We start from the raw sequence: 12,041 nt of genomic DNA on the forward strand, positions 1-12,041 counted from the left end.
AGCAAGAAATCAAAAAATTGAGAATATAAAAAAAGAATACATCAAAAAGGTTGATGAAAATGGTGAGCCTTTAGATGACAGCGAGAAGTAGTAGCAATAACAAGTCAATTAAGCAGGACTAAAATCAATTGGTTTACAACGCAAACACCGCTAGAGTATAACCAATTAATTTTTAGCCTCTTATTGAGGCGTTATACAACTTAGGTGTTGTCGTATGAAAATTCTCTAGCTGAACCATCACATATTAATGGACTGGAGGATATAGTAAAATCTACATTTCATCTTGCATGCCCTGAAGATTCTAATCGTGACTTACAGTCTGTTTATATTTCAAAGCACCTTTCCGCACATAATTTTAAGCAACTCCTTAGTTCAAAAAAACATAAAGTTTGGGTGGCTCTTGAAGAAAAAGAAATTATTGGCCTAGCTGTTGTTGAAATTATGACAGAAAACTTAGCAATGCTTTCCAAACTTTATGTTTACCAAGCTTTCAAGGTAAAGGCGTCGCATTAGAGTTATATAAAACTGTGATAAGTTATGTAATATCCTGTGGAATAAAAAAATTAAACTTATCCGTTTATTCTGGTAATTCAAAAGCTAAATCATTTTATGAAAAGCAGGGTTTTACATTGCAAAAAACTTGTGATTTCATAATGGAAACTGAAATACATGAAGATCATATTTATGAGTTATCAGTTGTATAACAAGTGCCTCAATTCGCTCACAAGCTCGCTCGGACAGTTAACAATGGGTTATTGTCGCTGCGCTCAATAATTTTAACCCATTGTTAATTTGCCGCTTAGGCAAGCGTTAGTTTGATTAAGGAAGATCGTATGAAACGTCTAATATTTTTGTTTTTACTCGTATCGATGAATATAAGCGCAACAGAAAGTAAGTATTATTATAAGGCTTACGATCAAAAAGGATTCAAAGCAACGATACAAGAAATAGAAAGAGGTGTTAATTATTCTATTTTAGAAGTTGATATTATTAATACTGATGCGCAAGGAGGGCCGTTCTCGATTATTGCTGCAGCTGTTGAAATTGGAACAGATTTAGGCAAGACCCATTTCACTTTATTAAAAGAATTTAGAAAAGAAAAACTATATTACTATAAGATATTTTTACGTCTGATATTAATGAAGACCCATCGAAAGCATTCCCAAATGAAATGAGCCAAGATAAATTAGATACACATCGTAAAATTGGCTACTTATCTATAGCAACGTATGATGCTTTTTCTAAAGGTGTAAAATCAAACTAACAAGTGGTTCAAGAAGGTCTCGTCAAAGCTTGCTCGAGCCTTCGGCAAACAGTTTAGCAAGCTAAAACTCGCCTCTTAACCAGGCGTTATATGACTTATTTGGAATCTATGTGAGCTTAAAAAGGCGATTACTTCTTGGAATTGCAGTTGGCCTATCTATTTACTTTGCTGCCTTATCGTTTGCACAAGTTGAGCTTGCTAATGAGGCAATTGAAGTATTGAGGTCTTGCGAATCTAATAAGCTAAATGATTGTAAGAATTTAACTGAACACCCTCGATTATTGTTACGATGGGATGACAATTTAAGGTTTTATTCGGTACTAAGTATTATTTTTGCTTTGCTTGTCGGCTACTTTACTCCTAAGCGAAACAATGTATAGGTATCGTCATATAACAAGTGGTTAAAGAAGGTCTCGTAAAAGCTTGCTCGAGCCTTCGGCACACAGTTTAGCAAGCTAAAACTCGCCTCTTAACCAGGCGTTAGCCTGTTTCGATAAATTGGCGTCATTTAAAGGATTTTATATGTTAAACAGATGTTTAGTTATTTTCTCAATTTGTATGTTATTACTCTCAGCCACAGTGAAAGCTGATAATAAGGTAGTCCTTGAAAATAGTTTTAAAGCTTTATTAGAGTGCATGAAAACAGTCCCTATTGATGTTAATAAACTCAAAGGTGTGAACTCATCACAAGTTGTTTTATTAAGTGTTCTCGAAAAAGTCAATCAAAGTAAGGCTTCTGAAAAAGACTTGGGTATAGATTATTCTGAAGTTTATAAATTGGTTGAAAAAAACTGCCCTAAAGAATTAGAAGTAATTAAAAAGCTGAATGCGAGTAAACCAGGCTAACAAGTGGTTTAAGAAGGTCTCGTAAAAGCTTACTCGAGCCTTCGGCAAACATTTTAGCAAGCTAAAACTCGCCTCTTAACCAGGCGTTATATGCCCGTAATCAGGAAATCGAGTGCAGCGATAATTTCATTTCGAAATGTGCTTAGGTCGTTTACTTCATCTTTTAGTATCTTCACTGGCACGCTCGTCATTTGTTGAGTCAAAATAACAAAATCACCTTGCTCTATATGAATAATTGGACACAAGTAACTCGGCGCTTTCGATTCGATTAGCTCTAATGGAGTTAATGGTATAACCATTCTGGAATCCAAACTGCTTAACAAATCTGACTGTACGTTAACAAAGTATGGGTACGCTTTTGATGAAGAGCTGTCTTGGTTCTTATATAGAAAAAATTGAGACATCAAAACTTCCTGTAAGCGTCAGAGAATAGGCCAAAACTTTCAGTTAACTTATTACATGCATTAACTGCATCGCTATTTTTCTCTAACCACTCTTCACTTAACCTTTCGCTTACCTCTTGTTTTAATGCCTTTTCCATCGTTGCTGATAGGTTGATATTTAATCGCTTAGCTTCAGCTAGTAAATCACTGCTTAAGCTCAGGTTAGTGGCTTTTTTGGATGGCTTATTAAAGCTTTCATTTCTCATGTTGCACCTCATGCGCATAATCGTTGCGCATTAATACTATTGCAACAACGGGCAAATAACAAGTCAATAAAGTAGGACAAAAACCAATTGGTTTACAACGCAAACACCGCTAAAGTATAACCAATTAATTTTTAGCCTCTTATTGAGGCGTTAGTTTGATTAAGGAAGATCGTATGAAACGTCTAATATTTTTGTTTTTACTCGTATCGATGAATATAAGCGCAACAGAAAGTAAGTATTATTATAAGGCTTACGATCAAAAAGGATTCAAAGCAACGATACAAGAAATAGAAAGAGGTGTTAATTATTCTATTTTAGAAGTTGATATTATTAATACTGATGCGCAAGGAGGGCCGTTCTCGATTATTGCTGCAGCTGTTGAAATTGGAACAGATTTAGGCAAGACCCATTTCACTTTATTAAAAGAATTTAGAAAAGAAAAACTATATTACTATAAGATATTTTTACGTCTGATATTAATGAAGACCCATCGAAAGCATTCCCAAATGAAATGAGCCAAGATAAATTAGATACACATCGTAAAATTGGCTACTTATCTATAGCAACGTATGATGCTTTTTCTAAAGGTGTAAAATCAAACTAACAAGTGGTTCAAGAAGGTCTCGTCAAAGCTTGCTCGAGCCTTCGGCAAACAGTTTAGCAAGCTAAAACTCGCCTCTTAACCAGGCGTTAACTTCACGTAAAATTCTGCAATATAATTAATCTGTCGCAATATAAGAGTTTCACGGATTTGAACGTCCCCTTTTCTCTTTATCCTGAATTTTTGAGCCTGCTTTAAAAAGCTATTGGCCAGTATCACGAAACGCCAAGCCTAGCTGCTTGGCTATTGAAAGTTCAAATCAATAAGAACGTTCAGCAAGGTTTAAATTAGTTTCAACTTCTGTTGCTTAATGTTGCTAAGAATTTTGGAGCTTTTTTTCTTTTAGTACTTACCATCGCCGCGCTCATGGCTTGGCTTCCGAACTATTTGAGTAGTAGGCCTTTGGTTTTCTGAATAATTAGCGAGTTGATTTAGAAAGGAATTTAGGTAAAGTGGTTTTCTAAATATTCAACGTTGGCTAGTGATAGTTAACAAGTGCCTCAATTCGCTCTCAAGCTCGCTCGGACAATTAACATGGGCTATTGTCGCTGCGCTCAATATTTTAGCCCATTAGTAATTGCCGCTTAGGCAGGCGTTATGTGTGCTACAAAATGGTTTTATTAATCAACTTTTAGTGTAATTTTCCATTGAGCAAGGCCGACTTTTTGTAAGGTATTGATATTTAAAAGGTATTAAACTGGTGTGTTTGTTGCTTTGTAGTTTTTAACTTTACAGTATGAATAATGTGGAATTGGTTATCAGTTATCTTTACTTTTAGCTAATAAATATTAATCAAAGCACTTAAACACATAATAGTAATTAAAACGGAGAGCATATGGAAATCTTTGACCAAATTGGAACCCTATTTGAAATGTTTAGAACAGGTGAATTACATCTACTTTACCTCATAGTTCCTTTACAGATAGTAATTTTTGCTTTTCCTTGCCTAATGCTGGCTCAGTATAAATCTAAAAATTTAAGATACGCTAGAGCATTAGGTTTAATTCCTATAATAAATGTGGGTGCACTTTTTTATTATTTATTTGCAGCTCCAGAAAAGTAATTGAGTAAAGCGTAAAAAGTACACATAACAAGTGGTTAAAGAAGGTCTCGTAAAAGCTTGCACGAGCCTTCAGCAAACAGTTTAGCAAGCTAAAACTCGCCTCTTAACCAGGCGTTAGCTTCCTTATCTTTCAATTTGCATTTTGAGTAATAAAGGTATACTTTTAACTCATGTATGATTTCGAATTTGACACACAAAAAAGCACTCTGAATTTTGAAAAACATGGAATCGACTTTGTTGATGCTCAGGAGTTATGGTCTGATCCTAATTTAATCGAAATTCCTGCGAATACCTCAGATGAACCTAGGTTTCTTGTCATTGGTATTATTGATAACAAACATTGGTCTGCCGTGATTACGTATCGGAAAAAAAATATCCGCATAATTTCGGTTCGACGATCAAGAAAGAAAGAGGTAGATTTTTATGAAAGCTAATAAATTTGATGAAGCATTTGACGATAACCAAGAAGACATTCTAGAGCATTTGGATTTGTCCAAAGCTAAACGTCCATTACAAAGTCAACGAAGAGTAAATGTTGATTTCCCCTCATGGATGATCGACTCACTTGATAGGGAAGCGAGTCGAATTGGTGTAACTAGGCAGTCTATTATTAAAGTTTGGCTGGCTGAACGACTTGAAAGTCAAGAAAGTAAACATCACCACGAAAGCTAACAAGAGGTTGAAGAAGGTCTCGTAAAAGCTTGCTCGAGCCTTCGGCAAACAGTTTAGCAAGCTAAAACTCGCCTCTTAACCAGGCGTTAGCCTGTTTCGATAAATTGGCGTCATTTAAAGGGATTTTATATGTTAAACAGATGTTTAGTTATTTTCTCAATTTGTATGTTATTACTCTCAGCCACAGTGAAAGCTGATAATAAGGTAGTCCCTAAAAATAGTTTTAAAGCTTTATTAGAGTGCATGAAAACAGTCCCTATTGATGTTAATAAACTCAAAGGTGTGAACTCATCACAAGTTGTTTTATTAAGTGTTCTCGAAAAAGTCAATCAAAGTAAGGCTTCTGAAAAAGACTTGGGTATAGATTATTCTGAAGTTTATAAATTGGTTGAAAAAAACTGCCCTAAAGAATTAGAAGTAATTAAAAAGCTGAATGCGAGTAAACCAGGCTAACAAGTGGTTTAAGAAGGTCTCGTAAAAGCTTGCTCGAGCCTTCGGCAAACATTTTAGCAAGCTAAAACTCGCCTCTTAACCAGGCGTTATATGGCCAATCAATGATCGAGTATATTCGAACTATAAATAGAGAAAGGAAATCACTTCCAAAGAAGTTAATATTCATTACTGATGGGTTAGCCGTTTTAAGCATCATTTGTGGTGCAACTCTATTTATCCAATTATTTCTAGCTCTTCTTGGCTCTCCTTATGCTGATGCGATTTTAAACTTCAAAGAGCACTTTGAATTTGGTTTCTGGTTTGCTTTTATTATAGCCATAGTTGTTTTTTATAGTTTTGGGCAATTTATCGTTTTAGGTCTAGTGACCTTTACATTGTGCCTAATAGGTAAGCTCTCTGTAGCTGAATCATTAAGGTATACATTTCTCTATCGGTTGCCTAAAAGTTGGTTGACGCAATAGCCATATAACAAGCGCATTAAGTCAGACGTCTCAATTTGTCCGATTTTTTGCAAATATAAACGACGCAAAAAAGCGTCCAATTAATTGAACCGCTTCTTATGCGGGCGTTAGTTGCCAAGGAGAGTTTAGTGCCAATCTGGGCATATTGTTATTGTGGCTTAATCGTTGCTGGAACCATTTTTAACCTTTTTGATAAGGGTAAAATAAAAACCGTTTATCAATTTTCTGGTGAAACCTTATCTGGTGTTTGTGGTGTTTCTATTTTCCTAATTGCCTACAATATTGTTCATTTTAAAAACTCAGAACTCTTAAGTACCTTATGCATATGCTACGGGTTCTTTTGGGCTTATCATGCTCATAGGCATTATCTAAATTACAATAAGTTTAAGTCCGATATTCATAAATCTGCTATCGAAGTGCATGAAAATATGCTCAAACAGATAGCAGAGATGAAAGAAGCCGCAATTGCAGAAGGTGCACAACCCAAAGAGGTCGAAGAACAGTTTGCTGAAATTGAACAGGATTATGACTTTGATGAAACAGAAAAAGAATCTTATTACCTTTATATTGGGGTGCTAGTTCTTCTAAGTGCTTTAGTAATTCCGTATCTATATGTTTACTTGATATCGCTAGGTGTCTTTGGCAACTAACAAGTTACTCAAAAGGACGCATAACGCTTGGCTTGCGCTCCTTCGTCGCTAATTTTAGCCAAGCATTTATGCGCCCATTAGTAAGGCGTTATGTTTCAAGGAAGCTTTAGTGAAAATTGATTTGCAAAACAAAACTAAAGTAGAGAATGGTGTCATTGAGTCATTTTGGTTTGAGAACTCACATATTGGATTACCGAAGACGCGTTTTCATAGACTAATTCTCCCCCTTACAGCATTTGACTCTGGATTAGATTACGATGAGCAACCAACTAAAACGGAAATTGTCTTAGATTGGTACAAGTTGGTTTTAATTGACCCTTCGGTGTTAGATGGGTTGAATTTGAATCATGCCACTTATCCAGAAGCTGAGGGGTCGGTATATATCGGTTGCAGCCACAACTGGTGTGATGTTAAAGAGTTGAAAATTTCTAAAAATCAGAACGGTAGTTACACAGTGGCTGGCGAAATTGACATTGAGTTTGAAAACGAAGGTGTGGGTAAAAATGAAACTTTTACTTTTCAGACTTATTGTGAGTATTTTGAAACATAACAAGAGCCTTAATTCGCTCGTATACTCGCTCGGACAATTAACAATGGGCTATTGTCGCTGCGCTCAATAATTTTAGCCCATTATTAATTGCCGCTTAGGCAGGCGTTAACTTCACAAAGATCTCACAACATAAATGATCTGTCGGAATATAAGAGTTTCACGGATTTGAACATCCCCTTCTCTCTTTATTCTGAGTTTTTGAGTCAGCTTTAAAAGGCTATTGGCCAGTATCTCGTAACGCCAAGCCTAGCCGCTTGGCTATTGAAAGTTCAAATCAATAAGAACGTTCAGCAGGGCTTGAATTAGTTTCAACTTCTGTTGCTTAAAGTTGCTAAAGGCTTTGGAGCTTTTTTCTTTTGGTTCTTACCATCGCCGCGCTCATGGCTTGGCTTCCGAACTATTCGAGTAGTAGGCCTTAGACTTTCTGAATAATTAGCGAGTTGATTTAGAAAGGAAATTAGGTAAAGTAGTTTTCTGAATGTTCAACGTTGGCTAGTGATAGTTAACAAGTGGTTCAAGAGGGTCTCGTAAAAGCTTGCTCGAGCCTTCGGCAAACATTATAGCAAGCTAAAACTCGCCTCTTAACCAGGCGTTAGGCATTTTAGGAAGAATTGATGCACTCTGAACTATTTAGAAATATCCCCGGCAACTTAAATTGGGAAGGTTCATTTTATGAGCGTCTTACTGAATATGGTGAGTGGGATTCAAAATCTTTTTGGGTACTTCATTTAGACTTGCTAAATATTGCAAAACAGCAGATCTCTAATAAGCCAGTAGAAAGAGAATTGGCTTACATGCTCCTACAGCTCCAGCAAAAAGTTCTTAACTTAATCTCTGCTAATTTTGCTAAAGATGATGTGTTCAATATTAGTAATATCACTACTGAACAGTTGTATGAGTTTCAAGAACGATTCGAAATGGCAATATTGGGTGCTATATCTGGTGAGGTGTTACCAGAAAGTTCATTTGACTTGGTTAACCCTTTAGTAAAAAATGCCTAACAAGCTAATTAATAAGGACAAAAAACAGTTGGCTGTTTTCGTTCCTCAACATTTTAGCCAACAATTTTTTGCCCATTATTAGGGCGTTATATTTTTATGAAAATTCATCTTATTTTTACAGGTTTAATTGTTCTAGCTTTACTGGTTTTTTCTGAGGGAATCATCAAGTGGAATAAGGTTCAATCGGATTCAAAAATTGCACAGATAGACGATCCTCTGCATTGTGCCGAACATGGTGGAACGATTGAACGAGTCTGTATGAGTGGAAACACAATGTGTGTGATTAAATTTCAAGATGCTGGAAAGTCCTGTTCTGATTCTACTGAATGTGAAGGGGCTTGTTTAAGTGTCCGATCGGATGCTCGCATAGGCGACGCTGTTGAAGGTGCATGTGCAATATCCTCAGATCCTTGTGGCCGATTCTTACCATTGAGAGATGGAAAGGTCTCAGCAGAAATGTGGGCGGACTAAAAATATAACAAGTCATTAAAGAAAGACTCGTCACGGCTTGCTCGAGTTCCTTCGTCACAAAAGTTTAGCAAGCCTAAACTCGCTTCTTAATGAAGCGTTAGTTGTACCAATCAATTTCACAGGAAGTCGTTTTGAAAAATATTAAAGAATTGTGGTTTTGGTTCCGTTTAGTGATTTGCCCTATTTTGATACTTCACGGAGTTTACGTCATTGGAAAGCTAGTAGGTAACTCGTTGGTTTCACAGTCTGGCTTGCCAAATTTAGATAGTTCGCACTTCGCTCCTTTGGCTGGCGCTTTCTGTGCTTTAAATGTCTTGTTTTATACTTGGAAAGAAGCCAAAGTTCGTTTTTCAGTTAAGCACCAATAACACTAATAAAACATTGCTCCATAACAGAGCGTTAGTTGCCACAAGGAAGTCTTATGAGTGAATTAGAAATAGGTGCGCTAATTGTATTACTTACAGCTATATTGCCTTGTTTGATTTGTGGGTATCTAATCGTATTTCATGGTCGCAGAAGTCTAATTTCTGGATGGGATGATAGTAAGTTTTCGAACCCAGAAAGTGCCAGTAAATTAATTGGTATAAGCCTAATAATTATGGCCCTTCTATTGGGTTTAACGATGTTATTGTGGTCTGCTCAGATCATCAATGAAATCATGCTTATTTATGGCATAATCCCAATTTCTTTAGTGCCAATTTTATCGTTGGTTTATGTGAAAATTAAGTTTAGTGTAAAGTAGCAACTAACAAGCGCCTAAACTCCGTCAATGTTAAGTTGTCATGGTTTTGGCAAACAACGCAAAAAGCCACGCCAACACATTGCGTGTTAGGCGGGCGTTATACACCAGGGATAGCATGGTTGAACACTCTAGAAACACGAGACTACTTGCATATTTTTGCGCTTTAATTTTAATACCAGGATTCTCTTTTTTTCCAGTTGCATTTATTTATATGTTAGTAACGGCAAGTGATGTCGAACTTAACATGAAGGTAGCTTTCATATTTTTAACGATTTTTACAGTCTCTTATGTCAGTGCTAAATACCTATTTTTGTTCGTTCGTTTTATTTCAACACTTAAGGTTAAGCTTACTTTCAATATTGACGGCATAAGTGTTAATGAAAATCACAAAATTGCATTTTATACTTGGGAGCAGCTTTCCAATTCTAAACACTACCCTAGTTGCCAAACCTTTTGTCTCATTGACGAGCAAAATCGACATATTGTTAGTTTATGGGAATATGCAACCGACTACCATCAATTTAGAGAACTAGCATATAATAGGCTTGGTGTATAACAAGAGGTTAAAGAAGGTCTCGTAAAAGCTTGCTCGAGCCTTCGGCAAACAGTTTAGCAAGCTAAAACTCGCCTCTTAACCAGGCGTTAGGTGCCAATGGAGTCTCCTATTAAATCTCTTAAAATAGTATTGATATCTCTTTTGTTTTTAACTGCCTTGGGAATTATTATTGGCGGTAATGTTGGAATGGAAATCAACAAGCAAAAAATTGACAATATTGATAATAATCCCATTTATGTTGAGTTATCAGAGAAAGTAAAATCTGGAGAATTAGAAGTAAACGAAGAGTTAGGTTTAATTCTAGTTGAAGGCATTCGAGAAGCGCATATTGATGCTGGTAATTATTTAGACAGCATTTTTGAAGTATTTATTTATGTAGGTTTGTTTTTAAGTTTTCTTATTGTAATGCTTGCTTTTGTCACATGGCATTTATACAAGAAACGCAGCGCAAAAAGCACCTAACAAGAGCCTCAATTCGCTCACAAGCTCGCTCGGACAATTAACAATGGGTTATTGTCGCTGCGCTCAATAATTTTAACCCATTGGTAATTCGCCGCTTAGGCAGACGTTATACATACAGTAAATCTTGGTGAAAATTTGAAATTAGACTTTAGTGGAAAAATACTAACAGGAATTGGAACTGCACCTCTTATTTTGATTGTTATGTTATCGGGGACAAATCACCCGACAATTCCAACTTTTATTTTTTTGTTGTTATCTTTTGTTGTTGTAACACTGGTTTATCAAAAATATGTCGGAGATGCACCACAGGCATTACAGAGAAAGAGATTTCTATTATTTTTAATCCTACCGGCACTAATAATTGGACTTTTGTCTGTATAACAAGTGGTTTAAGAAGGTCTCGTAAAAGCTTGCTCGAGCCTTCGGCAAACATTATAGCAAGCTAAAACTCGCCTCTTAACCAGGCGTTATATTAACCAATCATCATCGGAGTCTTGTTATCAAAAAAGTTATTTACTTAGTCGCTCTGATTTTAATTTTTGGTTGTTCCGATACAGAACAGTGGCAACCCAAAATAGAGAGGATGGTTGCCGATTCGCCTACCAAAGCACAAGTTATATCTTTCAGTCGCGGCACTTGTTACGGTACTTGTCCAGTTTATGATTTTTATATCTTTCCTGATGATAACTTTGTTTTTATTGGACATGCCCACGTAATAAAAATGGGAGCTTATCGAGGAACTCTAGAAAAAGGTACATACAAAAGTTTAATCAACCTTGTTGATAACAATAACTTCTTAAAATTATCTAGAATTGGTTACTTCGGAAAATCACACTCAAAAGAAGCAACTTTTAAGTGTGGCTCATATAAAACAGATCATTCAACCGTTTCTATTGGCATTCAGCTTCAAGAAGCTGAATTAGAAGTAACACATAATTTAGGTTGTTCGGACTTTCCAGAGGAACAGGTAATAGTAAATATGTTTGCTAAATTTGAGCAAGTTGTTGTATTAAATGGTAAAGGGTTAATATAACAAGCTGTTCAAGCGGGACAAATTACAGTTGGCTGGTTCCGCTCCGCTTCACATTTTAGCCAACTACAATTTGCCCCTTAACAGGGCGTTATGTTGCCTTAAAAATTGGCTTTGGAGTCATGATATGGATAACACAGAAGTACTAGTGGTTAAGGATGAACACAATGAACGACCAATTCCAGATGTTTGGCGTGCTGTTTTTTTTCCAAATTGTTAAATTGATTTCACGTCAAAATTATTTCCGAGACTCACCTCTGCATAATGTAAAATCATTAAACGAGAGTGATTCATTACATATTCAGTCGTACATAGAGTCTTATGGTGAGGAGTTAATTGAGCTGCCAATCGAAACATGGGATTCTTCAATTTATATATGGATGGGCAACCATTGGAATGTAATCATTGACCTCTGGACTCGCGCTGAAGGTCGTAGTGATTTAGTATTAAGTGCAAAGGTTTATGAAGACAATAATGAGTATTTGTTTGATATAAACATGGTGTACGTACCTTAACTAGTATAGCAACATAACAAGTGGTTCAAGAGGGTCTCGTAAAAGCTTGCTCGAG

At 36.1% G+C, this 12,041-nt stretch carries 24 protein-coding genes; 22 read left to right on the top strand and 2 right to left on the bottom strand.

Features of this window, described 5'->3' with window-relative positions; all coding sequences use genetic code 11:
• The first annotated feature begins 207 nt into the window (after window positions 1-207).
• The 5 genes from GNP35_RS05615 to GNP35_RS05635 all read left to right on the top strand — a co-directional run bounded on the left by GNP35_RS05615 (window position 208) and on the right by GNP35_RS05635 (window position 2,110).
• Window positions 208-513, top strand: coding sequence for a GNAT family N-acetyltransferase (locus GNP35_RS05615; RefSeq protein WP_230961314.1), 306 nt, complete (start codon window positions 208-210; stop codon window positions 511-513).
• A 14-nt stretch (window positions 514-527) separates the two neighbouring features.
• Window positions 528-704 carry an N-acetyltransferase gene (locus GNP35_RS16505; protein WP_414153675.1) on the top strand — a complete coding sequence of 59 codons (177 nt, stop codon included), beginning with the start codon at window positions 528-530 and terminating at the stop codon, window positions 702-704.
• 129 nt (window positions 705-833) lie between these two features.
• On the top strand, window positions 834-1,175 hold the full coding sequence (locus tag GNP35_RS05625; RefSeq protein ID WP_155695217.1) for a hypothetical protein: 342 nt from the start codon (window positions 834-836) through the stop codon (window positions 1,173-1,175).
• 199 nt (window positions 1,176-1,374) lie between these two features.
• Entirely contained in the window at window positions 1,375-1,644 is a 270-nt protein-coding gene (locus tag GNP35_RS05630; RefSeq protein WP_155695218.1) for a hypothetical protein, read from the top strand.
• A 142-nt stretch (window positions 1,645-1,786) separates the two neighbouring features.
• Entirely contained in the window at window positions 1,787-2,110 is a 324-nt protein-coding gene (locus GNP35_RS05635; protein ID WP_155695219.1) for a hypothetical protein, read from the top strand.
• An 86-nt stretch (window positions 2,111-2,196) separates the two neighbouring features.
• Here GNP35_RS05635 and GNP35_RS05640 read toward each other — a convergent pair whose 3' ends face one another.
• Window positions 2,197-2,514: a CcdB family protein gene (locus GNP35_RS05640; RefSeq protein ID WP_155695220.1), complete on the bottom strand. Its 318-nt coding sequence runs from the start codon at window positions 2,512-2,514 to the stop codon at window positions 2,197-2,199.
• A complete protein-coding gene (locus GNP35_RS05645; protein WP_155695221.1) occupies window positions 2,514-2,759 on the bottom strand; it encodes a type II toxin-antitoxin system CcdA family antitoxin in 246 nt (81 codons plus the stop codon). Before GNP35_RS05645 ends, GNP35_RS05640 begins: the two co-directional genes overlap by 1 nt.
• 173 nt (window positions 2,760-2,932) lie before the next feature.
• Here GNP35_RS05645 and GNP35_RS05650 point away from each other — a divergent pair, with 173 nt between their 5' ends.
• The 17 genes from GNP35_RS05650 to GNP35_RS05730 all read left to right on the top strand — a co-directional run bounded on the left by GNP35_RS05650 (window position 2,933) and on the right by GNP35_RS05730 (window position 11,986).
• Complete coding sequence (locus GNP35_RS05650; protein ID WP_155695217.1) at window positions 2,933-3,274, top strand: hypothetical protein; 342 nt, start codon at window positions 2,933-2,935, stop codon at window positions 3,272-3,274.
• 921 nt (window positions 3,275-4,195) lie between these two features.
• Window positions 4,196-4,423 (top strand): hypothetical protein, encoded by a 228-nt coding sequence (locus GNP35_RS05655; RefSeq protein WP_155695222.1) that lies wholly within the window; start codon window positions 4,196-4,198, stop codon window positions 4,421-4,423.
• A 170-nt stretch (window positions 4,424-4,593) separates the two neighbouring features.
• Complete coding sequence (locus GNP35_RS05660; RefSeq protein ID WP_155695223.1) at window positions 4,594-4,857, top strand: BrnT family toxin; 264 nt, start codon at window positions 4,594-4,596, stop codon at window positions 4,855-4,857.
• Window positions 4,847-5,095 carry a type II toxin-antitoxin system BrnA family antitoxin gene (gene brnA / locus GNP35_RS05665; protein ID WP_155695224.1) on the top strand — a complete coding sequence of 83 codons (249 nt, stop codon included), beginning with the start codon at window positions 4,847-4,849 and terminating at the stop codon, window positions 5,093-5,095. Before GNP35_RS05660 ends, brnA begins: the two co-directional genes overlap by 11 nt.
• 186 nt (window positions 5,096-5,281) lie before the next feature.
• Window positions 5,282-5,548 carry a hypothetical protein gene (locus GNP35_RS05670; RefSeq protein ID WP_155695206.1) on the top strand — a complete coding sequence of 89 codons (267 nt, stop codon included), beginning with the start codon at window positions 5,282-5,284 and terminating at the stop codon, window positions 5,546-5,548.
• 101 nt (window positions 5,549-5,649) lie between these two features.
• On the top strand, window positions 5,650-6,009 hold the full coding sequence (locus GNP35_RS05675) for a hypothetical protein (RefSeq protein ID WP_155695225.1): 360 nt from the start codon (window positions 5,650-5,652) through the stop codon (window positions 6,007-6,009).
• Between the two features lie 128 nt (window positions 6,010-6,137).
• Entirely contained in the window at window positions 6,138-6,659 is a 522-nt protein-coding gene (locus tag GNP35_RS05680) for a hypothetical protein (RefSeq protein WP_155695226.1), read from the top strand.
• Window positions 6,660-6,768: 109 nt separating this feature from the next.
• Entirely contained in the window at window positions 6,769-7,209 is a 441-nt protein-coding gene (locus GNP35_RS05685) for a hypothetical protein (protein WP_330997726.1), read from the top strand.
• Between the two features lie 614 nt (window positions 7,210-7,823).
• Window positions 7,824-8,210, top strand: coding sequence for an Imm41 family immunity protein (locus GNP35_RS05690; RefSeq protein ID WP_155695227.1), 387 nt, complete (start codon window positions 7,824-7,826; stop codon window positions 8,208-8,210).
• Window positions 8,211-8,483: 273 nt separating this feature from the next.
• Entirely contained in the window at window positions 8,484-8,681 is a 198-nt protein-coding gene (locus GNP35_RS05695; protein ID WP_155695228.1) for a hypothetical protein, read from the top strand.
• 131 nt (window positions 8,682-8,812) lie between these two features.
• Entirely contained in the window at window positions 8,813-9,049 is a 237-nt protein-coding gene (locus GNP35_RS05700; RefSeq protein ID WP_155695229.1) for a hypothetical protein, read from the top strand.
• Between the two features lie 53 nt (window positions 9,050-9,102).
• On the top strand, window positions 9,103-9,423 hold the full coding sequence (locus tag GNP35_RS05705; RefSeq protein ID WP_155695230.1) for a hypothetical protein: 321 nt from the start codon (window positions 9,103-9,105) through the stop codon (window positions 9,421-9,423).
• A 115-nt stretch (window positions 9,424-9,538) separates the two neighbouring features.
• Window positions 9,539-9,979: a hypothetical protein gene (locus GNP35_RS15545; protein WP_155695231.1), complete on the top strand. Its 441-nt coding sequence runs from the start codon at window positions 9,539-9,541 to the stop codon at window positions 9,977-9,979.
• Window positions 9,980-10,075: 96 nt separating this feature from the next.
• Complete coding sequence (locus tag GNP35_RS05715) at window positions 10,076-10,441, top strand: hypothetical protein (RefSeq protein ID WP_155695232.1); 366 nt, start codon at window positions 10,076-10,078, stop codon at window positions 10,439-10,441.
• 135 nt (window positions 10,442-10,576) lie between these two features.
• Complete coding sequence (locus GNP35_RS05720; RefSeq protein WP_155695233.1) at window positions 10,577-10,822, top strand: hypothetical protein; 246 nt, start codon at window positions 10,577-10,579, stop codon at window positions 10,820-10,822.
• 202 nt (window positions 10,823-11,024) lie between these two features.
• The gene (locus GNP35_RS05725) at window positions 11,025-11,474 is read left to right on the top strand and encodes a DUF6438 domain-containing protein (RefSeq protein ID WP_155695234.1); all 450 of its coding nucleotides are present in this window, start codon (window positions 11,025-11,027) and stop codon (window positions 11,472-11,474) included.
• 164 nt (window positions 11,475-11,638) lie between these two features.
• Window positions 11,639-11,986 carry a DUF7668 domain-containing protein gene (locus GNP35_RS05730; RefSeq protein ID WP_155695235.1) on the top strand — a complete coding sequence of 116 codons (348 nt, stop codon included), beginning with the start codon at window positions 11,639-11,641 and terminating at the stop codon, window positions 11,984-11,986.
• Window positions 11,987-12,041 lie beyond the last annotated feature (55 nt).

It is taken from the genome of Psychrosphaera haliotis, assembly GCF_009728465.1.
In the GTDB taxonomy this organism is placed as follows: domain Bacteria; phylum Pseudomonadota; class Gammaproteobacteria; order Enterobacterales; family Alteromonadaceae; genus Psychrosphaera; species Psychrosphaera haliotis.

Excerpts from the sequence above, each read along its gene's own strand:
- GNP35_RS05625 (WP_155695217.1), top strand. The coding sequence starts at position 834 with ATGAAACGTCTAATATTTTTGTTTTTACTCGTATCGATGAATATAAGC.
- GNP35_RS05635 (WP_155695219.1), top strand. The coding sequence starts at position 1,787 with ATGTTAAACAGATGTTTAGTTATTTTCTCAATTTGTATGTTATTACTC.
- GNP35_RS05640 (WP_155695220.1), bottom strand. The coding sequence starts at position 2,514 with ATGTCTCAATTTTTTCTATATAAGAACCAAGACAGCTCTTCATCAAAA.
- GNP35_RS05645 (WP_155695221.1), bottom strand. The coding sequence starts at position 2,759 with ATGAGAAATGAAAGCTTTAATAAGCCATCCAAAAAAGCCACTAACCTG.
- GNP35_RS05650 (WP_155695217.1), top strand. The coding sequence starts at position 2,933 with ATGAAACGTCTAATATTTTTGTTTTTACTCGTATCGATGAATATAAGC.
- GNP35_RS05655 (WP_155695222.1), top strand. The coding sequence starts at position 4,196 with ATGGAAATCTTTGACCAAATTGGAACCCTATTTGAAATGTTTAGAACA.
- GNP35_RS05660 (WP_155695223.1), top strand. The coding sequence starts at position 4,594 with ATGTATGATTTCGAATTTGACACACAAAAAAGCACTCTGAATTTTGAA.
- brnA (WP_155695224.1), top strand. The coding sequence starts at position 4,847 with ATGAAAGCTAATAAATTTGATGAAGCATTTGACGATAACCAAGAAGAC.
- GNP35_RS05675 (WP_155695225.1), top strand. The coding sequence starts at position 5,650 with ATGATCGAGTATATTCGAACTATAAATAGAGAAAGGAAATCACTTCCA.
- GNP35_RS05690 (WP_155695227.1), top strand. The coding sequence starts at position 7,824 with ATGCACTCTGAACTATTTAGAAATATCCCCGGCAACTTAAATTGGGAA.
- GNP35_RS05695 (WP_155695228.1), top strand. The coding sequence starts at position 8,484 with ATGTGTGTGATTAAATTTCAAGATGCTGGAAAGTCCTGTTCTGATTCT.
- GNP35_RS05705 (WP_155695230.1), top strand. The coding sequence starts at position 9,103 with ATGAGTGAATTAGAAATAGGTGCGCTAATTGTATTACTTACAGCTATA.
- GNP35_RS15545 (WP_155695231.1), top strand. The coding sequence starts at position 9,539 with ATGGTTGAACACTCTAGAAACACGAGACTACTTGCATATTTTTGCGCT.
- GNP35_RS05715 (WP_155695232.1), top strand. The coding sequence starts at position 10,076 with ATGGAGTCTCCTATTAAATCTCTTAAAATAGTATTGATATCTCTTTTG.
- GNP35_RS05725 (WP_155695234.1), top strand. The coding sequence starts at position 11,025 with ATGGTTGCCGATTCGCCTACCAAAGCACAAGTTATATCTTTCAGTCGC.
- GNP35_RS05730 (WP_155695235.1), top strand. The coding sequence starts at position 11,639 with ATGAACGACCAATTCCAGATGTTTGGCGTGCTGTTTTTTTTCCAAATT.